General features: G+C 60.9%; 18 protein-coding genes and 1 pseudogene. 5 read left to right on the forward strand and 14 right to left on the reverse strand.

What is annotated here, in order from left to right; all coding sequences use genetic code 11:
- The first annotated feature begins 192 nt into the window (after positions 1-192).
- Positions 193-1,014 carry a hypothetical protein gene (locus tag WOC76_RS22470; RefSeq protein WP_341103519.1) on the forward strand — a complete coding sequence of 274 codons (822 nt, stop codon included), beginning with the start codon at positions 193-195 and terminating at the stop codon, positions 1,012-1,014.
- Positions 1,015-1,135: 121 nt separating this feature from the next.
- On the forward strand, positions 1,136-1,780 hold the full coding sequence (locus WOC76_RS22475) for a SagB/ThcOx family dehydrogenase (RefSeq protein ID WP_341103521.1): 645 nt from the start codon (positions 1,136-1,138) through the stop codon (positions 1,778-1,780).
- Positions 1,781-1,825: 45 nt separating this feature from the next.
- Here the strand turns inward: WOC76_RS22475 and WOC76_RS22480 are convergent, their stop codons facing one another.
- From WOC76_RS22480 to WOC76_RS22495, 4 genes are all read right to left on the reverse strand, one after another.
- Entirely contained in the window at positions 1,826-3,436 is a 1,611-nt protein-coding gene (locus WOC76_RS22480) for an FMN-binding glutamate synthase family protein (protein WP_341103620.1), read from the reverse strand.
- Positions 3,437-3,545: 109 nt separating this feature from the next.
- Positions 3,546-3,809 (reverse strand): hypothetical protein, encoded by a 264-nt coding sequence (locus tag WOC76_RS22485; RefSeq protein ID WP_341431606.1) that lies wholly within the window; start codon positions 3,807-3,809, stop codon positions 3,546-3,548.
- Positions 3,810-3,882: 73 nt separating this feature from the next.
- On the reverse strand, positions 3,883-4,581 hold the full coding sequence (scpB, locus tag WOC76_RS22490; protein ID WP_341431607.1) for an SMC-Scp complex subunit ScpB: 699 nt from the start codon (positions 4,579-4,581) through the stop codon (positions 3,883-3,885).
- A complete protein-coding gene (locus WOC76_RS22495; protein WP_341103524.1) occupies positions 4,578-5,507 on the reverse strand; it encodes a DUF1403 family protein in 930 nt (309 codons plus the stop codon). Before WOC76_RS22495 ends, scpB begins: the two co-directional genes overlap by 4 nt.
- A 324-nt stretch (positions 5,508-5,831) precedes the next feature.
- Between WOC76_RS22495 and WOC76_RS22500 the strand changes: the two are divergent.
- Positions 5,832-6,852: pseudogene (locus WOC76_RS22500) on the forward strand (tyrosine-type recombinase/integrase).
- A gap of 4 nt (positions 6,853-6,856) precedes the next feature.
- Here WOC76_RS22500 and WOC76_RS22505 read toward each other — a convergent pair.
- The 6 genes from WOC76_RS22505 to WOC76_RS22530 all read right to left on the reverse strand — a co-directional run bounded on the left by WOC76_RS22505 (position 6,857) and on the right by WOC76_RS22530 (position 14,593).
- Positions 6,857-7,276 (reverse strand): type II toxin-antitoxin system MqsA family antitoxin, encoded by a 420-nt coding sequence (locus WOC76_RS22505; protein ID WP_341103621.1) that lies wholly within the window; start codon positions 7,274-7,276, stop codon positions 6,857-6,859.
- A 3-nt stretch (positions 7,277-7,279) separates the two neighbouring features.
- A complete protein-coding gene (locus WOC76_RS22510) occupies positions 7,280-7,585 on the reverse strand; it encodes a type II toxin-antitoxin system MqsR family toxin (protein ID WP_341103527.1) in 306 nt (101 codons plus the stop codon).
- Between the two features lie 65 nt (positions 7,586-7,650).
- Positions 7,651-8,985, reverse strand: coding sequence for a plasmid replication protein RepC (repC, locus tag WOC76_RS22515; RefSeq protein WP_341103528.1), 1,335 nt, complete (start codon positions 8,983-8,985; stop codon positions 7,651-7,653).
- 151 nt (positions 8,986-9,136) lie between these two features.
- On the reverse strand, positions 9,137-10,126 hold the full coding sequence (gene repB, locus WOC76_RS22520) for a plasmid partitioning protein RepB (protein WP_341103530.1): 990 nt from the start codon (positions 10,124-10,126) through the stop codon (positions 9,137-9,139).
- A 71-nt stretch (positions 10,127-10,197) separates the two neighbouring features.
- The gene (gene repA / locus WOC76_RS22525; protein ID WP_341103533.1) at positions 10,198-11,382 is read right to left on the reverse strand and encodes a plasmid partitioning protein RepA; all 1,185 of its coding nucleotides are present in this window, start codon (positions 11,380-11,382) and stop codon (positions 10,198-10,200) included.
- 1,060 nt (positions 11,383-12,442) lie between these two features.
- Complete coding sequence (locus WOC76_RS22530) at positions 12,443-14,593, reverse strand: DNA topoisomerase (protein ID WP_341103536.1); 2,151 nt, start codon at positions 14,591-14,593, stop codon at positions 12,443-12,445.
- Positions 14,594-14,791: 198 nt separating this feature from the next.
- Here WOC76_RS22530 and WOC76_RS22535 point away from each other — a divergent pair, with 198 nt between their 5' ends.
- Together WOC76_RS22535 and WOC76_RS22540 are read left to right on the forward strand one after the other, a co-directional pair.
- Positions 14,792-15,583, forward strand: coding sequence for a 3'-5' exonuclease (locus tag WOC76_RS22535; RefSeq protein ID WP_341103537.1), 792 nt, complete (start codon positions 14,792-14,794; stop codon positions 15,581-15,583).
- A 320-nt stretch (positions 15,584-15,903) separates the two neighbouring features.
- On the forward strand, positions 15,904-16,095 hold the full coding sequence (locus WOC76_RS22540; RefSeq protein WP_341390145.1) for a hypothetical protein: 192 nt from the start codon (positions 15,904-15,906) through the stop codon (positions 16,093-16,095).
- 222 nt (positions 16,096-16,317) lie between these two features.
- Here WOC76_RS22540 and WOC76_RS22545 read toward each other — a convergent pair whose 3' ends face one another.
- The 4 genes from WOC76_RS22545 to WOC76_RS22560 all read right to left on the reverse strand — a co-directional run bounded on the left by WOC76_RS22545 (position 16,318) and on the right by WOC76_RS22560 (position 19,609).
- The gene (locus tag WOC76_RS22545) at positions 16,318-16,569 is read right to left on the reverse strand and encodes a WGR domain-containing protein (RefSeq protein WP_341103540.1); all 252 of its coding nucleotides are present in this window, start codon (positions 16,567-16,569) and stop codon (positions 16,318-16,320) included.
- A 403-nt stretch (positions 16,570-16,972) separates the two neighbouring features.
- Complete coding sequence (locus WOC76_RS22550; protein ID WP_341431608.1) at positions 16,973-17,857, reverse strand: hypothetical protein; 885 nt, start codon at positions 17,855-17,857, stop codon at positions 16,973-16,975.
- Positions 17,824-18,210 carry a hypothetical protein gene (locus WOC76_RS22555; protein ID WP_341431620.1) on the reverse strand — a complete coding sequence of 129 codons (387 nt, stop codon included), beginning with the start codon at positions 18,208-18,210 and terminating at the stop codon, positions 17,824-17,826. The genes WOC76_RS22550 and WOC76_RS22555 overlap by 34 nt, the downstream gene beginning before the upstream one ends.
- Before the next feature lie 266 nt (positions 18,211-18,476).
- Positions 18,477-19,609, reverse strand: a protein-coding gene (locus tag WOC76_RS22560) for an IS3 family transposase (RefSeq protein WP_341103545.1) whose coding sequence is annotated in 2 segments (ribosomal slippage) — positions 18,477-19,354 and positions 19,354-19,609 — 1,134 coding nt in all. Because the reading frame shifts where the segments join, the coding sequence is not laid out codon by codon here.
- Positions 19,610-19,723 lie beyond the last annotated feature (114 nt).

A 19,723-nucleotide genomic window follows, 5' to 3' on the forward strand; every position in this document is an offset into this window, starting at 1 on the left:
CATTCCGCGAGCGCAGAATGATCAGTTCCGTGTTCTGCCTTTGTGGACGCGGCCCCTGCTCGCTGGCCTCTCCTTCCTCGACGTCGGAAGAGCAAAACCCGTCATCGCGCCTATCTTTGACCTGTTGGAGACTCGCGCCGTGTCGCTGGAAACTTTCCCGACTTTGACTTCACCATTCTGGCCTGCTGCCGGATGCGCGCAGGCATCGACGATGCCGCGGAAGACTTGACCAAGGCTGCCTTGAAGAAACTATTCGAGATCGTCACCAGCGGCAGCGCCGTGTTCAGTCACCAAAGCGAAATCAAAGCGAAATCGACGACCCGATCGACGACGCTGGCTTCGCCGATTAAAAGAAGGCCATGGCTCTATCACGTTCATGTTCAAATTCCCGGGACGCTCAAGCTGAGATGGGAGGAATTCATGGTCAGTTTTACCTTTAGCGCCGAGGAGATCAGCGCGGCGCCGCCCGAAGTGCGGCGCTGGATCGAAAGCCAGATCGTCAAGGCGTTGGGCAGTGGGAAAACGCGCGATGAGAGCCCGTCAAATGTAGAGGCGGGGTCGCTTGCTCAATGCAGCCTGGACGACGCCGTTCGGATTTTTCAGCTGATCTCGCGCATGCTCCCGGTAGTTCAGGTGTTTTTCGAGTTGGGCCGTGACTCCCACTCGCTAACAGATCCACCATCGCTGCATTGCCTGCATCTGGACGAGATCCAGCGCCATCTCCAGTTCGATGATCCTCAGTTGCTGGCGGAGTGTCTCGGCGTGCTTGACCAAGCCTTCGAGCAAGTGCGCAACGATCCGCAAATCTCTTTGTTCGCGACAGACGACCAAGGTCGTATCTTCATTCACCAGACGAGCTACGAGGCTATTCGTAAACTGCGCGAGCAACTGCATCGCGCACAGGCATCAGGCATCCCGAACGAAGCGCAATTTGACCGGGACGGCATCAAAGAGACCGAACTCGCACGGCCGGAATATGCCTTCGGGAGCCCTTCCCGTCGTCACGCGGAATAGCAGAGCGACGGCGACGTCGCGTGTAATGTCTCATGCGTTTAACGGCCCTGGCTCTCGTCTAAGCAACGGGCGATCGGCAAACCAGAGGATCTCAGCGCGCAAAGATGGAGAGGCGGCCGCTATGAGCACTTTAACAAAACTGGCGCTCGGCATGATGGGGCGTCTGCGACCCAAGCCTGCGCGAGGCGAAGCTTCGGAGACGATCGTATTGCCGGAGCCACAAAAGGAAGGCGGCATCCCTTTGATGGAGGCGATCTCGAAGCGTCGATCTGATCGCGAGTTTTCGGGCCAGGAATTGCCGCTGCCGCTGCTGTCGAATTTGCTTTGGGCTGCCTATGGCGTGAACCGGGCGGATGGACACCGAACTGCCCCGTCGGCGCTCGACGCCCAGGAAATCGACGTTTATGTCGCGCTGCCGTCCGGCGCTTACCTCTACGACGCCACGGCGAACCAGCTACAGCTCATCGCCTCCAGCGATCTGAGAAGCATTACGGGGTACCAGGACTTCGTCGACGATGCGCCCTTGGACCTGGTTTTTGTCGCCGACTACAGCCGCTTGAAACTCGTGCCGGTCGCCCTTCGCGAAAGTTACGCTTCCGTCGCAGCAGGCGCGATTTCCCAGAATGTTTATTTGTTCGCCGCAGGCAATGGGCTCGCAACAGTGATCCGAGCCTGGATCGACCGGGAGGCCATCGCCAACGCCTTAGGGCTGAGTCATGACCACCAGGTACTGCTGTCGCAAACGGTCGGTTACCTGAAGGGGTAAGGGCATAGTCGATTGCTCGAGAGCGGATAAACGGAGTTTTCGGGATTAAGCCAATGAAAAGGACTCCGAGCGCGCCTTTGACCAAGCGTCCCTCAACAGCGGGTCCCTGACGCCCGAAAGTAGTTCGCCGGGCTTGAGGAAATCGTATGCCTGCTCGAAGGTCTCCACTTGGCCGAGGGCCGTGCGTTTGAGAATGTGGCCGGGTGTAAGCTCTGCTGGATGCTCGAAACCCGCGGCGGCGATCAGCTCGGCTAACGCCAGAACGGTTTCTCGATGAAACGACTCGACCCGGCTCGCTTTTTCCGAGACGACCAGAGCGCGCTGCCTGATCGGGTCTTGGGTTGCGACGCCCACTGGACACTGGTCGGTGTGGCAGCGGAGCGATTGGATGCAGCCGAGCGCGAACATGAAGCCCCGCGCCGAGTTGCACCAGTCGGCGCCCAGCGCCATGATCCGCGCCATGTCGAAAGCGGTAATGATTTTGCCGCTCACCCCAAGCTTGATGTGTTGCCGCAGGTTCGCGCCGACGAGCGCGTTATGAACGAACATCAGCCCGTCCCGCAGCGGCATTCCGACATGATCAATGAATTCGAGGGGCCCCGCTCCCGTTCCGCCTTCGGCGCCGTCGACGACGATAAAATCAGGATAGAGGCCGGTTTCCAGCATGGCCTTACAGATGCCGAGAAACTCCCAGGGATGGCCGACGCAAAGCTTGAACCCAACGGGCTTGCCACGCGCGAGCTGGCGTAAGCGTTCGACGTATTCCAGCAACCCTCGGGGGCTCCAAAATTCTGAGTGGCGGGCTGGCGAGATACAATCCCGCCCGGGCGCTATCCCACGAGCGACGGCGATTTCCGGCGACACCTTGGACGCAGGCAGCACGCCGCCATGACCGGGTTTTGCGCCTTGGCTCAGCTTGATCTCGATCATCTTCACCTGCGGCTCGCTGGCGAGCTCGACGAACCGCTCAGGTGAAAAGCGGCCGTCGGGGGTGCGACAACCGAAGTAGCCGCTGGCGACCTGTAAAATGATGTCGCCGCCATGTTGCCGATGGTAGCGGCTGAATCCGCCCTCGCCGGCGTCATGCGCGAAGCCGCCACGCCGTGCGCCCAGGTTCAGCGCGAGGATCGCATTCGCGCTTAGTGCGCCAAAGCTCATGGCGGATATGTTCAAGACCGAAATCGAATAGGGCTGGAGACAGCTTGGCCCGCCGACCGTGGTGCGGAATGCCTCCGTTGCGACTGGTCTTGGCGCGATGGAGTGGTTGATCCACTCGAAAGACGGGCCGTTGACGTCGAGTTCTGTTCCGAAGGGGAATTTGTCACTCGCCTTCTTTGAACGCTCGAACGCCAATGTCCGCTCGCTCCGACTGAACGGCTGCGTATCAATGTCGCTCTCGGCGAAATACTGGCGGATCTCGGGGCGAATACCCTCAAGCAGAAATCGGATGTGCCCGACGATTGGGTAATTCCGCAGGAGGCTGTGCCGCGTTTGCAAGAGATCACGCGTGCCCAGAGACGCAAGGATCGCCGCCAAACCGAAAGGAAGCCAATACACGGCGGCGGTAAGGGAAAGCGGCAGAAAGACCATCACAGCGATAAGCGCGCCGGAGTAGGCCATGTATCGCGCTGTGAAAGGCAATAGCAGGTAACGCATGGGGGTGACGGTCTCCGGTAACAAGGGGAACCTTTCCACTAAGCGCCGCTGACTCGCGATGATTCGCCAAGCAAGCGGGTACATCGGCATCGCCGCCCCGTAAAAAGGGTCAACGCTCCATCTTTGCTTGCCGCCAGATATTGCACCAGCCGCGCGGAGAAATGTCTCCCTCTACCGACTTGCAGGAGTCGGGCGGAACCCAGACCCGACAATTGTCGCAGCGCTCCCTGCCTTTCGGGCGGTCTCGATAATCGACGTCGCTCTTTGCAAGCTTGTCGACCGCGAAGGCCCTCGCCCAGGCTGCGAAGACCGCGACGCCTGACGCGATCATGCGAAGGACCTGGCGTCGGACGTAAGCAGGGTCTCTTTGCATCGCAGTCTCCCGAGGTCTAGAAAAATTGACAGGGCAGGCGGCGCCTTTCATCGGCTGATCGAGTTTCGTCTCGTCACGCCTCCCACTCCGTCTCAGTGAGTGCGTCATCGTCCTGCGCGCCTGGCGTCTCGAACAGCCCGAGGGCGTCGTCAAGGGCGCCTTCGATCTCGTCATCGATTTCTCTCCCCCCGGCGCCGGCGGCGCCCAGCGCGTCGAGATCGGGCAGATCGCGCAGGCTGCCGAGCGCGAAGACTTCGAGGAAGCGGGCGGTTGTCACCCAGGCAATCGGCGCGCCGGGCTGAGGGGCGCGCGGACCGGGCGCGATGACGTGGACGCTCTTCAGCCGGCCGAGGATGTCGCGGCTGATGTCGTGGCCGGCGAGACGAGAGAGTTCGGCGCGGGTGACCGGCTGCTGATAGGCGATGGCCGAGAGCGCCAGCATTTCCAGTTTGGTGAAAGACGGCGGCCCCGCATCCTTCGTCCCGGCCAGGGCGCGCAAGGTTTCGGCGTGGCGGGGGCGCGTGCGAAACTGATAGCCCCCGGCCACGAAGGCGATTTCGTAAGGCCGCGCTTTCAGCTCTTCATTGATGTCGGCGAGGAGCGCGTCGAGCCGGCAGGCGTCGCCGACGAGCCCAGCGAGCGTCTCGCGGGAAACGGGCTTTGCCGAGGCGAAGATCGCCGCCTCGGCGCGCAGCATCCACTCGCGCCAGCGCATCCCCTCCGGCAGGTCGGAGAGATTGCGATCCAGACGGGCGGCGTTAGCGCGGCTCATAGACCATAGATCCTGAAGGTCTCACGCCCGGTGAGTTCGCGGGCGGCGCCAAGCGTCACCAGGCGTTCGAACAGCCGCCGCGCGGCGCGATCCGACATCCCCGCGCGGGCCGCGGCGGCTGCGGGTGTGACGCCGTCGTCGCAAAGCAGCAGATCGACGACGCGGCGCGCGCCCTTAGCCCGCAAGACCGGCGCGACGGAAAGAAGCTTTTGCGCGCGTCGCGCCAGATCGAGGGCGAGCGCATGCGCCTCGGCGACCGCGAGCGCATAGGCGAAGGCGACCGCCGCCGGCCAGTCCGCGTCCGAGGGTCTAGGCAGCCTTCCCCCTACCCCGCGCCTAAGGGAGGGATGGGCCATAGCGACGGCGAGCAGAGGGACTGGCCGCGCCCAGTCGAGACGGCGCGCTAACGCAAAATCGGCGACGACGAAGGCGAAAATTTGCGCGTCTGTGGAGGGCGAGCAGAGCTTTATCGCCGCGGCGCTGCCCCGTGCCGCCGCAGTGAGCGGATCGGGCGCCGTGGTCGCCACTTCCGCGAGGGCGCGGATGTCGATCGCCTCATTTAATCCAAGCAGCCCCGCCGTGCGCAAGATCGCCGCATCAAGTCGTGCCGGCAGGGACGTGTAAAGCCGGAAGAGTCGGTGCAGTCGCCCAGCAGTGCTGGTCTCGACGCCGCCGGCAAGATGTTCGGCGTCGCGCAGGGCGGCCGCGTCCTCGCGCAGCCGGCAAAGCGCCGCGCAGGACTCGGCGGCGCGCAGCGCCAGCCGCTGGCGCAGGCAACCGGCATAAACCGGCTCGCCCCCGTCAGCGCCGCGCAGCAACGCGTCGAACAGCGCCAGGCCGGCGCCGGCGCAAACGGCCGCCGCCCTAGGATCTCCGCTCTGAGGTCGCGTCCAGCGCGGAAGTGGTTGTATTTCAAAGGCGTGCATCACTTGCTCCGCCACGGCGCGAGGCGCGCGCGGCCTCCGCTTTGCGGGACAAACGGGCGCGGTCGCGGAGGTCGAATCAAGCGTTTGCATGGAAAGAATCCTACCGGATGGCGGCGCTTTGTCACGGAGTTTCCGGCCCAATCCGCCGGGCTTGTCTTGCGGGATTGATGTCCAATAATCTGCGCTTATCGGACACAAAGGGAAACCCCTGCTAGAGTGGGCGAAAGGCGCCGATTTGGGCTCCTCAAAACCCGCCGAGGCGTCGGATTTTCGAAGCCCAGCCGCGCGCGAGCCCCGCCCCGCGGCGGCGTAAGCGAGGACCAAATGGCTGAAGCCGACAAGGACAGGACTGGCGGCAGGGCGCTGGCCGAGCCTGCCCCCCATCTTGCGGCGCTCTCCGAAAAGGCCCGCGACTACGCCCGCAACGCCCGTTCGGAGAACACCCAGCGTGCCTATGATGCCGACTGGCGCCAATTCGCCTCCTGGCTGCGCCGGCAGGGCCTCGACCCCCTGCCCTCGGACCCGCAGACCGTCGGTCTCTATCTCGCCGCCTGTGTCGAGGGCAGGCCGGGTCGGCCGCCGTTGTCTGTTTCCTCGCTGGAGCGCCGGCTCTCCGGGATCTGCTGGCGCTATCGCCAGCTCGGGCGTCCGCTCGACACGGGCGATCCCCATATCGCGACGGTGCTGGCCGGCATCCGCCCAGAAGGAGGCGATCTTCGCCGATGAGTTGCTGGCCATGCTCGCGGTCCTCGACAACGACCTGCGGGGGTTACGCGACAAGGCCATTCTCGCCATCGGGTTCGCCGGCGGCCTCAGACGCTCTGAAATTGTCGGCTTTGACTGCGGGCCGGATCAGACGGAGGACGGAACCGGCTGGATCGAAATCGTCGGCTCCGACCAGAACGGCGGCGGTCTGCTTTTAACCCTCAACGGCAAGACTGGCTGGCGTGAGGTGGAGATCGGCCGCGGTTCCTCTCCCCTCACCTGCCCTGTCTCTATGCTCGAAACCTGGCTCAAGCTCGGGAGGATCACGCGGGGTCCGGTGTTCCGGCCCGTCGCCCGCAAGAACGGCGGCGTCGCGCCCGAGCGCCTTTGCGGCAAACACGTCGCCCGCCTCGTCCAGAAGACCGCGCTGGCCGCGGGCCGGCGCGGCGATTTGCCCGAAGGCGAAAGGCGACGCGCCTTCTCCGGTCACTCCTTACGCGCCGGCCTTGCCTCCTCGGCGCAAATCGAAGAAGGCCATGTGCAAAGGCACCTTGGCCACGCCTCCCCGGAAATGACCCGCCGTTACCAGCGCAAACGCGACCGCTTCAGGGCCAATCTCACCAGGGCCGCCGGGCTGTGAGCGCTTATTTCAACTCCGCGGCGAGGTCCGGATGGCGGTCTAGTAACGCCATTAGCTGGATCGTAGGGCCGCTCGGCTCGACCAAGCCCCGTTCATATTTGTCGAAGGCGTTCTCGCCGACTTTGAACAGCGCACCCGCCTCGCGCTGAGATAGCTGAAGCTTGGCGCGTAGGCGGCGGATCGTTTCTGGCGATGGCACGCCGTCCGCCTTCTCCTTGAGACCGCGCAGCGCCTGGTCGACGATGGCCATGTCCTTGCCGATGTGGACGCCCTCGCCTTCGCCCGTCGGATAATAGCCCGGCAGATTGACGACGACGCTCTCGCCCTTATAGGCGACGGTAAACGGACGCACGCCGCGCGCCAGCGTCTCTCCGGTTTCAGGAGAAATCATCATCTCGGGAAGCGGCTCGTCTTTCGTGGCCATCACTCACTTTTCCTTGAACGAGACGACCGTGAACTCGGTCAGCACATCCGCCTGAAATTTCACATAGAGCAGCAATCCCCGCACCGGCACGTGATAGACATCCTGCCAGAGCCGATGGTCGGCAAAGGTCGTCATCGACTTGACGAACATGCCCCGGTCGACGCTATGGATCGTCTCGACGATGGCAACGCGATCGAACCCCAATGCGGAAGCGTCGCGCAGCGCCGACGTCGTGATTGCCAGCCGATCAACCGACCCGATCGCCTGCTTGATGGCCTCGAGATCATAGGTCGGCCGCCGCTTTTCCATGAGCTTAGATGCCACCATTAAGGGGGTAGTTCAAGGCCCAGGCTTTTGGGCGCACGCTCCCGTCATCACCCTGCCCTCTTCCGCTCGCGCGCCCCTTTTGCGGCCTTGCCTCGCAACAGCGCCATCAACACCGGCCCGAGTGAAAACTCCCCTGCCCGCGCCTTGGCGGTCAGAACGCGCAGATAGCCGCCAGCGGATCTGATTTCCTCTCCCCTTTGGAGGATGGCGGCGATAACGATTGCCGCGTCATGCTCCCCCATGGCGTCCAAGGCCTGCGCCCAGGCGTCAGGCGAGACGCCCAGTGCTGAGCGCACGGTCGCGGCCGTCGTCGCGAGATCCCTCCACGAAGAAATCTCACCGCCCCTGGCGTAATCGACGATATCCGGACAAGCTTGCAGCACCATCCCCAGTGGATAGGTTCTGGGGGTTGGCGTGGGACGGGCGTAAGTTTCGCCTCTCAGTTTCTCAGGTTCCGACGTCCTTACCCCACCCGCTGCCACATCGTCGCCGTTTGGCCCCAACGGTTCGGCCCGGCCTTTTTGAAGGCTAGGTTCAAGATCAGAAATGTTAGTGTTTTGATTCTGTATGTGGCGCTCAGCCTGAGACTCATTGGCGCTCTTATTTTGGCTTTTTATATGGTTTTCCAACGCACTATTGATTTCAGCTGCAAGGGCGGCGAGTTCCCCCGCCAAAGCCTCCAGATCTGCCCGTGTCATTTTGCGCGCCTGCCGGCTGGCAAGCGCCTGATAATCGCGGTGGCGGGCTTCCCAGTCGCCGGGAACGCCCTCTTCCATCCCAGTCTCGATCATCTTGACGATATCGCGCCGCGCCAGGGTGATCCTCTCACGCAGCAAGGCCATCGCGCGGTTCTCGGTGTGCACTTCTTCGGCGAGATTTTCGATTTCCGTTGCGCGCGCGATGAGCGGGGTCAGATCGAAGCCGAAGGCGTCTTCAATCTCGCCCCCCTGCCCTCTGCGCGCAAAGCGTTTGCCGTTGGGCGAGTCGCGGCGGATTATCAGGCCAGCGTCGACCAACATGGCGATATGACGGCGCAGCGTCGCCGGCGCCATTCCGTGAGCGCGGATCGACAACTCCTTATTGGACGGGAAGACGACGATCCCGGGGACCGCCGCGCTTTCCGAGCCGTTTGCATCCTTCTCGGGAAGTGTCAGCGCCGTCTCCTGATGAAAGCTTAGCAGTGCGTGCAAAACCGACAGCGCCCGGTCGGTGACACCCAGTGGAGCTTTCGCCTCCGTCAAGGCGCGAAATAGCCGCCATTTGTGAACGACAGTTTCTGACGCGTCAGGGCGCGACGCGAATTCTTTTGTCGCCGCCTGGCTTGCCACCATGGCGAGCGACAGCGTTCGCCGCCCAAAGGGCGTCGTTGGTTGTGTCTGCATGATCCTTTGCCTCGCTTAGGCAAAAGAAATCTGCTCGCCGAAAGGACGCCGACTCTTGACAGTGATTCGCGGAAGTGAGAATCTCGGATTGCTTAGATACGAGAAGGGCTTCCGGAGCGGTGACGTTTCGGGGGCCTTTTTCTTTTGCGGTTCAATCTCCACGCTCGGTATTAGATTTCCCCTGTCTGAACGCTCGATACAAATCGGCCAAGTGTTCAGACAGGTATTCTCCAAACGCCTTTGCGTCAGGACCTCTTGCCTTAAGCGTTACGGTGTAGCGCTTGCCTTCGGCTAACATTTCAGCGGACAGCGCTCCGTCTTCCGAAGCCCAGTTCTGCTTTTGACTCGTACGACGGCTCGCCGACTTCGCGTTTTTGAGGCAAGTTATGATCGCGTTGAATCGTTCGTCGCTGGAGAGGCAAGATACGCCCTCTCCCTCGATAACCTTCCGCGCGACATCATGATTGCCTGGCTTTTCGAGTAAAAGCTTAAGCTCATACCAACGATCTCGGCCCACGCCTTTTGCGGGCCCGATGGCTCGGAGAATTTCCTCTGGCAAACTCGCCACGGAGAGCATCTTGGAAAGCGTCGCCCGGTCAATCGAAAGAGCCGCGAGGATTGTCGCGTTATCTTCGTCGTAGCGAAGCCGGGAAAGATTTAAAGCAAAGAGCGCTTTTTCGATGAAAGAAAGATTGGCTCGGGCTGAGTTTTCTTGGCCCTGTGCAACAACGTGTTCGCGATCCTTCAAGTCTTTAACGACCGCGCGCACTTTCCTACCGAGGACCTTCGCCACGCGGACTCGCCGGTGGCCGAATACTATCATGTAGCGGCCCGTCTTAGCGGGATGTGGGCGCACTAAAATAGGAGAGTCTTGCCCCCGGTCGCGGATCGCTTCCACCAGTTCGTTGAATTCCTGATCGTCGCCATCAAGTCGATCCTTTACGAAGGAAACCTCGATGAGCTCTGGATCGAGTTCGACAATCGTCTCTCCTTCCATGAGCTTGTCCGCTTTGGCGGCCAGTTCGTCAATAGAGCTCAGGAGAGAGCGTGACGCGCCTTTCAACGCGTAATCGACCGCAGGAGACTTCTCCTCGGGACTGTCGTGAGCCATGAGGCTAGCGAATGGGTTTTTACGAGCCACCGTTCATCCTCCTCATGGATCTAACTGGCTGAAAAGAAGACGTGTTTCCATAGTTTTTACGGCCGTCAACATTATAGCCGGCCCCATGCTTGATGGATGAGGCCTTGAATCTCGAAATTAACGGCGTCCATGCATTCGATCGCGCGATCATAGGTATCGCGATTGAAGTTTGCCCTTTCGACCTCATACAATGTCTGCTTTGTGAGGCCCGCGTCCGATATTGCAGTGGATTTAAGCATCGGACTTTTCAAAATTTCTTCTGCCAACATAGACTGCATGAACCCAAGCATTTGCGCCTGCGGAATATCTGTAGGCTCGTAGCGCGTGATCAGGTACCTAAGCCAGTCCATTTGCACATGGGCCCCCACGTGCTTAATAGTCTTTGTGATGTTGCCGAGCATGAGCAGGAACTGGCTCATCGACATCAGGTCCAGCATTTGCGGATGGACGGTGATCAGCACTGAGGTAGCTGCCGCTAGCGCCGTCAAGGTCAGGTATCCGAGTTGCGGTGGGCAATCTACGATAACGATGTCGTATAGCTCATCGACATCGGCGAGCGCGTTACCAAGCCGAGCAAAGAATCTCTTCCCTTCCGCTGAACCTTGCATAGCGAGCGGCGTGGCGTATTCGTATTCCTGCAGCTCAAGGTTGGCAGGGATGATGTCCAGATACGGAAAATTAGTGGCTGCGATGACATTCCGTATTGGCTTTCTTTCATCGTCGTAACGAATGGCGTCGAACAGCGAAGGGTTTCGATCTATCTCTGGCTGAAACCCGTGCAGAGCGGAAAGAGACGCTTGCGGATCGAGGTCGATGGCAAGGGTCCGATGCCCCGTCAACGCGAGGTGCTGGCCAAGATGTGCGGCGGTCGTTGTCTTGCCAGATCCGCCTTTGAAATTCACAACCGCGATAACCTGCAGCTTCTCGCCGGGTTTCCTATGCGGCACATATTTTTTGGCATCCGATCGGCCATTCTTGTCCAGATATTGCCGCAGCTCGATCATCTGTTCAGCTGAATAGATCCGGCGCCCGCCGGCGGCGATCTTGGGCTCTGGACCTTTTTTTTCGAGGTGAAGTCTTTTTAGATTGTTGGGGCTTACGCCAAGATAATGCGCAACCTCGGCCATTGAAAAATATCGAAGAGTCTTTTTGGCATTGGGAGGAAACTTTTCCAGGCGAAGCTGATCAAGCTTCCTGGATATTTCCGCGCCCTGAGCGAGTATCTTGTCATCGAATTCGAATGCCGGAAGCAACATGAGCTTTTTGCCCGATTAGAAAATAGCGCCAAGATCTCTCTAACGGCGGATTTAGCGCCATTATGTCCGATTCGTTCGAGCTGGCAAGAATTATAGAGTTAACAAAAGATTACCAGGAAGCGATGCGTCAGTCAGCGGGCCGCGAGAATCATTGCCAAGCGCTAATTCATTGGTTCTCAGGGCGTTCCAGCCGCTTTGACGGCAGTCAACACATCCGCCCCTTACACGCGGCGAAATTCGGCTAGCCATCCACACGTGGTATGCGCCCTCCAGCCCTGAGTGACGATCACTGGGCTGGTTGAAGCGGTTCACGAAGGGCAAGGCGGTCATGCTGGACCGCATCAAGGATGGAAGCCCCTAGGGCCGAAACCGCCTGCGGCTTCGGGTCGTGACAGTCCGCCAGCGCCTGGCGGCGGGGACCCCCGCAAGTTAGATGTGGGACTTCAAGCACAAGTTTGATTATGGACCTTGACCCGTCGGCCATTCCAAGAACTCGCAACCAAGCCGCCCGTTAGCCTACGTGATTTGGCGCGACAACATGGGATCTATGCGCTGCACGACCATGAGGTGAGGGTGCGATACGTTAGGTCACCCTGGACGACAGGCGCGGCTTCTATGGGCGGATTTACAAGAGGCACTTTACCGGCAGCGAAGAGCGAAGCCATAAATTCTCGCACACCTACAACACGCGCCGCATGTGGCGAGACAAAAGAGACCGCGGGGCGACAAATGAATGCTGTCGGTCGAGGGACGATAGAAGGCGCGGCTGCCCTCGTGATGCGCGACGGCACCCGTCCTGGCGATGCCAGGGGAGGCGGTTTTCGCCCGCGCCGGACTTAAGAGCCTGATCTGCATGTCCGGCCCCCGGGGCAACTCTCAGGCTCGCAACCTCTGCGGCGCATCGGCTACCTGCACGAACACGAAGCGTTTTTACGCAAGGGGACGGAAGCTGGCTTCAATGAAGTCGGACGGTTTTCTAGCACAAAAGGCAATCGAAACCCTGCAATCTGGAGTCCTCATGCGCCTGCTTCTCGATAAATTTTGCGCTGTCGCCGTCCGGTCATTTCGCATGTTCATCAAGAAAGCGTCGACAAGCGTCAAAATCCTGCTGATAGCCCTCTGGCAAGGGTGTCTTCTTAGTGCGCGCGATCGTCTGCGCGTATGCGACCATTTTGGCGGTAGGCGCTTTCCGGTTTCCAGCTCTTGCGTCCTCAGCGTTCGCGACTGAGGCGAGACCATTGCGTGTCGTTACTCGGCGGTTTGTCGATCGGCGCTGTGTTCGAGCCGGCTTCCGTCCCTTAGTCTCGGACCGATTGCTCGTCTTTCCGCCATAACGCTGCCGCCCGGATCGACGAGTTTGCGTGGAATTTTCTAGACTGATCGTTGCGCTCGATCGCTTTTGGAGCGCCTCAATCAGATCCGCCGCGGCGGCGGCAATGCCGTCGATCACCGCGCGGAAATCCGCCTTCCTGGTGACAACCTCGTCGAGACGCATCTCCCATAATGCCGTTGTGCCGGGATCGACGAGCGCAGGCGCCGAAGCGCGCAGAAGCTCGAACAGTTGGAGTCCCGCAGGGCTTGGCGCCACCAGCTTGCCTTCTGCAATCAGCAAGTTTTGACGCTTCAATCCCTTGATGATTTCAGCCCGGGTGGCGGGGGTCCCGATGCCCTTGGCTTCCTTGAGCCGGTCGCGCAAGGCTGGATCTTCGACAAAGCGCCATGCGTTTTGCATCGCGTCTACCAGCGTGCCTTCGCTATAGCGAGGCGGAGGCTGGGTTCTTTTCGCCTCCACCTTCGTTTCCGACAGGGTCGCGGCGTCACCGTCATTGATGGGCGGCAGCGTCTGCTCTGCCTCTGAGTCCGGCTCCGCCTCGCCGATCTGATAGACTGCCTTCCAGCCGAGGCGCAGCGGAACGCGGCCGACTGCCCGAAACTCTGCCGAGCCCCCATCGGGCAGAGGAACCGGCATGGTGACGACAGTCTGCCGATATTCGTAGTCCGGCATGATGATCGCCAAGTAGGACCGACAAATCAAAGCGAACAAGCGCTTTTCGTCGTCGTTCAGGCGGACTAACCGGCTTTCCAGATCATCGAGAACGTTGACATTGGGAACGATGGCGTGATGCGAAACACCCTCGAGCGCCTTGTCGCAGAAATGGCCCGATTTCCCGCGGCGGATCACTGGCGCAGCAATTTCCAGGTGAGCAAAGCCACGCAGGCGCGTAAGCGCGGCGACGGTCGCCACCGCGTCATGGATCTGGTTTTCGCTGAGGTAACGGGCCTCTGAGCGAGGATAGGTGATCAATTTCTTGCCGTCGCCGTCATACAGCTCCTGCGCGATGGCGAGCGTCTTATCTGCTGTCCATCCCCAACGCTGGCCGCATGTCTTCTGCAGGGAGGGCAGGTCAAATAGACGGGGCGGCGCTTGTCGCTTCTCCTCGACCGAGACACTCAGCGATCCCTGATACCCTGCCGCAGCCTTCGCGATCGCCTCGGCCTGGGCGCGCTCCTTGATGCGCATTTTCGCGGAAGGCGCGTGGCGCATCAAAAAGTCGCCGGTGGCGACCGTTGCGATGGCGACAACCTCGAAAAAGGCTTCAGGCCGGAAATTGACGATTTCCAGTTCACGCAGGCAGACAATCGCCAGCGTCGGCGTCTTCACTCGACCGATCCCGATGACCCCGCGCACGCCCGGGGGGACCAACGTCTTCGTTGCGGTGCGGGTGAGCGAAAGATTGAAGATCTGATCCGCCTGCTGGCGAGCCACCGCAGCTTCGTAGAGCGGGCGCATCTCTGCATTCGGCTTCAACCGAGCGAAGGCTTGCTGCAGCGTTTTCGGATCTTGCGCCGTGAACAAGGCCCGCCGCACCCGTCCGCGATAGCCGAGGTGTTCTAGGATTTCTTGACCGATCAACTGGCCCTCACGGTCGCAGTCGGTGGCCAGAATGACGTCGTCGCAGGCCTTGAGCGCCGCGGCGATGGCTTTCAGCTTTGGCCCTTTGCTTCCCCCTGTGGCAGGGCGGGTCGGATAGAGCCCCTCGGGATTAAGGACGACGCAGGACCAACTCTTCCAGGCCGCATTAACCTCCTCGGGTTCGGCCAAGCGGAGGAGGTGCCCCTCAGCCGGGAGAATTTGCCCGAAGCGCGCGCCCAGGGCGGCCCGTAGGTCCTTGGCTTGGCTGGACTTCTCCGTAATGATCACTGTCGCCATGGGGCCGCCGAATCGAAAAGCTTGCAGCAAGCCTAGCGCAGGATGTCGAACAAATATAGAACGCTGGAGAGGGGGACGCTGCCCAGGTGGTCGATCCAAGGGTCAATGGTAGAATCAGCGCCGCGGTTTCCCTGACGGTCTTGGCAAGCCATGGCCGCTACTTTGGGCAAGGGTCGCCGTTCCCCATGGGGTTGATCCATGACCGCGCTGGTTGTCTTCGATATTGAAGCTGTTCCCGATCTTGAGGTCGGCCGGCGTCTGCTCGGCCAGCTGGAAGACGCGCCCGACGCCGACGTCAGGCGCATGCTCGGGGAGCGCTACGCACGCGATGGCCAGGACCCGACAACCGCCTTCTTGAAAACGCCGCTTTATCGGATCGTCTCGATCGCCGCTCTCTATGCCAAGCGCGAAGAGGGCGGGGGCCCTTGGACGGTTACCCAGATCGGCAGCCGATCGATGGCTGAAAAGAGCGAGGCCGAACTGCTGCTCGGCTTTGTTAAAAGCCTCCCGATGGATAGTCGCGGGACGGGCCCCATTCTTGTGACCTTTGGCGGCAATGGATTCGACCTACCGTTGCTGCGCTACCGCGCCTTCGCGCTCGGCGTTCCAGTGCCCGGGCTGCATAATGGCGGCCGTCGGAATTATTGGCATCGTTTCGGTCAGGATCACATCGACCTTTGCGACGTGCTCTCAGCCTATGGCGCTTCGACCAAACCCAGCCTCGCCGAGATGGCGGCGCTCGCAAATGTTCCCGTGAAGATTGGAGGCGTCGATGGCAGTCAGGTCGAGGCTTTCGTTGCGGCCGGTCGTCTCGCCGAAGTAGCGGATTATTGCCTGACCGACGTGGTCGCGACGTTCTGCGTCTTCCTCCGCCATGAAATGGTGCGCGGAGATCTAAGGCAGGCCCAGTTCGAAGCCTCCATGGACAACCTTCGCGCAATTATCCGCAAGCATATCGAACAGAGGCCGCTCTTGTCGGTCTTGCTCTAAACCTCGGGCGGGTGATTTGGATGAAATGCCTGTCCACGGGTGTGCTCTCGCAATGAGTGGGGACACCGCCATTCGCGGCATACTGTAGCCCTCAGGTTCATCAAACGGGGGCGGCAACTCCCGCTCCCGCGCGGGATCGGGGATACTTCGTCAAGCTTCGCAGGAATTTGGTTAGCTATTCAAACATGACGTTCGCGATCGGACATTCGCGATTCCCCAGTCTTCTGCAGCGATTGACGAGCCAATCGCTAACCTGAACGCTTGCCCGGCTGGACCAGAGCCCAACTTCTTCCCTTATGGCTTGGCGCAAGGAGGACGAAATGGCGTATGCAATAAAGCATGGGACAGACCCCAATGAAGAAACAGAGCGCCTAGAAACGGCTACGGCGTGCCTCGAACGGGCCAAGGCCTTACAGGCTGAGCATGAGCCGAACATCAAGGTCTTTGCGCGGGACGGCGCAGAAATCTCAATGCTCGAGCTCGAAAGGCTATCAGGGAAAGAGCTGATCTGAAGCCGCTGGCAGCCGCGTCGCCCCAGCGTGAAGGGCAGGGCGGTAGCGCCCTGCAACCCGAAGCTCTCCGAAAGAGTCCGTTTCCTTTCCGTCGAGAGCTTCGAATGCGTCCGTCTTTGGCGGTCCCATTCATTCGCGTGCGATGCGCGAGAGGGCTTAGCGAAATCGTTCGAAACCAGGAGCTGTGTCCTTGTCTTCGAATTGGGGTTGATGAAGGCTTTGTCATATGGCGACATAGCCGCGTTGCTCCTTGACGCGCCGCTGCCGCGCAAGAGCTTCCCAAGCTTCGGCCGCGCTCTCATAGACTATGAGGCGCAGACGTCCGCTGCGGCCGATCCGCCCCCATTCGACGGCAAGACACCAACGCCCGAATAAGTCGGGCGCTACGTCAAGGCGATAGAAACGGCGCATGTTCTTAGCCGCGTCTATGCGATGCAGAATGATGGCGTCCATGTGGGAGCGAGTCTCAGCCATGGCGCGGAGCCGGTCAAGAGATGTGACGAGGCGCGGAAATCAAGGGCGCCGCCAACTATCTGCTCGCTATTTGCGCGCTGAGCGCCGAGACGCGGGGAGGGGAATTTTTGCTCGATAGTCGCTTATAGCGCTATCAGGAACCAGAGGCATTGCGCCTTCGCATGCCGACTTTCGTCCATGAGCTTATTGGTGACGCCAGTAGCGCATTCGGCCTTGTCGCGGCAAGTCGGATCGACGGATAGCACGATTAAACACAACCGCTAACCGGCGGACGTCTCCTCGATAAAAGGCCCTGAGCAACCCCAGGGCCCTTCAAGGGTTATGAGTAGCCCGCCCAATTGCACTCGCCGGTCTGGAGCGCTAATCGGTTCGAAGGTATGAACGCCCTGCGCTTTTTCAAGACTCAGCGGCCAAGCGTAGACAGACCCGCTGCCGGGTTTGTCCTCGGCCCTTGCCTTGGCGCGTCAAGCCGCCGTGGCTGGCGCGCGGCCGATTCGTCTCGCCTAGCTTTGCAACTCAAAGGCGGTGGGCCTCGGTTTCGACCAGCATCTGTTTGCAGCCATTTCATATAGGGAGTGCCGCCGGTTCCCCGCGGATCGTCCGTCCAGCGGTTGATGTATTCTTGCGCCCAGCGGTAATGAATACGGCGAAAGGCCGCCATCGCGTCGAGAATTGCGTTGAAAGTTTCCTTGACAGCGACGCTGCGAATGTCAGGCATGGCTGCGACCTCCGCGATCAGCGCCCGATGCTCGGTCGGCATGTAGTTGCGTATATCATCGAGGTGATCGGTGAGCGCGGTGCGGCGGTGAGGAATCTTCATCAAGGCGATCAGCGTCGGCATGATGCTGCTTTGCGCCCCCGTCTCGCCGCGAAACTGCATGGGGGCATGGTCAACGCCCTCATAGGTCACATTTTCGAAGAAGCGGATGTAAGGCCGGAAGGTCCTGTAGTACAGCGTAGCGTCCATGTGCTCGGGAATGCGCTTGAGCACATCGACCTGTCGATTGACGGCGTTTGCAATGCGCCACAGTTCCGCGCTGAAATCCGCTGCCGGGTCATCCGCCAACTGCCGTTTGATCGTGGCGATCGCGCTGAGGATCTCGGCTGCAATCGCCTCAATTTCGACATGCACGAGGATGAACCACCGCTCGTCATACATGTGGACGAAATTCTGGATGGTGTCGATGTTGCCGAGCGCGATTGGCCCATCCTTGCGGAAGCGTTTCCAATTGTACAGCGCATAGCCGTCATAGCTTAGTATCGGGGGGCGCCCGAGCAGCCTCGCCACCCCAACGAGACGTCCGGCAAGGTTGGGGGGCGGGGGAGAGTCGTCGCCGGCTCCTCGCCGACCTGGTTGATATAGGCGGAAGCAAGGAAGCCAACCCGCAAGTAGTAGAGACGAAGCTGCGGCAGCGTGTCGGCGGAAAGGGGGTCGTCCCACGTCGGAATATGCAGGGCGCGCGCATAAGCCCTAAAGCCTTTGTCATGCAGCAGGCTCGGCAGGTCGCGCCCGATCTCGTCCAGCGCGGCGTAGGGTGAGCCCGAGGGAAACGCGGCGAGGGGGTCGGCGTCCGGGAGGAAGCCGCGCCGAGCATAGGTCGGCTTCAGCAACTCGCCGCCTTGCGACGTTACGATCGTCATGCTCACTGCGCTTTCCTGGTGATGTCAACGAGCGCAATCGCGTTGACCCCGCTGCACGCGAGCGCGAGCCCTCGGTTGGGCGCCGGCGCCGGTGTTGTCACGTTAACAGCTGGGTAGCGCAGAGCTGGCTCCGGTTGTTTGGACAGCTCCCCGCGGATTTTAAGTGGATTTCTGCCGGGGTTTGCTGAACGCGGGGCGGTTCGATTTTGCCGCGGCGTCGGGAGGGCGTAGCCCGACCAGAGCGGCGGCAAAATCGAAAGCGACGGTCATGCGGCCATCGCTGTTTCCTTGACGCCGAAGTAAGCCTCGTCGGGCGTGCGCCCGTCAAGGCTCGAGTGCGGGCGCCGCTCGTTGTAGAAGGCGAGATAACGGCCAATCGACGCACGCGCCTCGGACACAGTGTCATAGGCGCGCAGATAAACCTCTTCGTATTTCACGCTGCGCCATAGCCGCTCGACGAAGACATTGTCGCGCCAGGCGCCTTTGCCGTCCATGCTGATGGCGATCTTTGCATCGAGAAGCACCCGCGTGAAGTCGAGGCTGGTGAACTGGCTCCCCTGATCCGTGTTGAAGATCTCGGGCTTGCCATGCTTCGCCAGCGCTTCTTTCACAGCTTCAATGCAAAACTCCGCCTCCATCGTGATCGACACGCGATGCGCCAGCACGCGCCGGCTCGCCACGTCGACGATGGCCGCCAGATAGACGAAGCCGCGCCGCATGGGGATGTAGCTGATGTCCATCGCCCAGACATGATCCGGCCGCTCGACCGTCACGCTGCGCAGAAGATACGGGTAGATCTTGTGTCCTGGCGTCGGCTTGCTCGTATTCGGCCGCCGATAGAGCGCTTCGATCCCCATTCGCTTCATCAGCGTCGCCACATGCCGGCGGCCGACGACGACGCCCTCGTGCCGCAAGAGATCGCGCAGCATCCGCGCCCCGGCGAAGGGATAATCGAGATGCAATTCGTCGAGGCGCCGAATCAGCTTCAGGTCCTCGGCCGAAACCGGCCGAGGCATATAGTAGACCGTGCTGCGGGCGAGGCCGAGCGCCTTCGCCTGCCGGGCGAGTGGGAGGTTGTGGTCGCGGTCGATCATCTTTTTGCGCTCGGCAGGCCGGCCCTGCCGAGCGCGCCGGACAAAAAATCGTTTTCCAATGTCAGCTCGCCGATCTTGGCGTGAAGCGTCTTCAGATCGACGGCGGCTTCCCTGGGCTCCGTCTTCTCCGGCCCGAACACGCCCGCCGCGCCGTCCAGCAACTGGCTCTTCCACGTCGTGATCTGGTTCGGATGGACGTCGAACTGCTGCGCAAGTTCGGCCAGAGTCTTCTCGCCCTTGATCGCGGCCAAAGCCACTTTCGCCTTAAACGCCGGAGAATGCGTCCGGCGGCTCCTCTTCGTCATCCAATGCTCCTGATTCTCAGCGAGAATCCTCGCCGCCGTCAGGCAGAAAATCCACTCAACCTACTGCCCGAATTTGCGGGGCCAGCTCTCGCTTTGGGCCGACAAGGGCGGGCA

It is taken from the genome of Methylocystis sp. IM3, from assembly GCF_038070105.1.
GTDB lineage: Bacteria > Pseudomonadota > Alphaproteobacteria > Rhizobiales > Beijerinckiaceae > Methylocystis.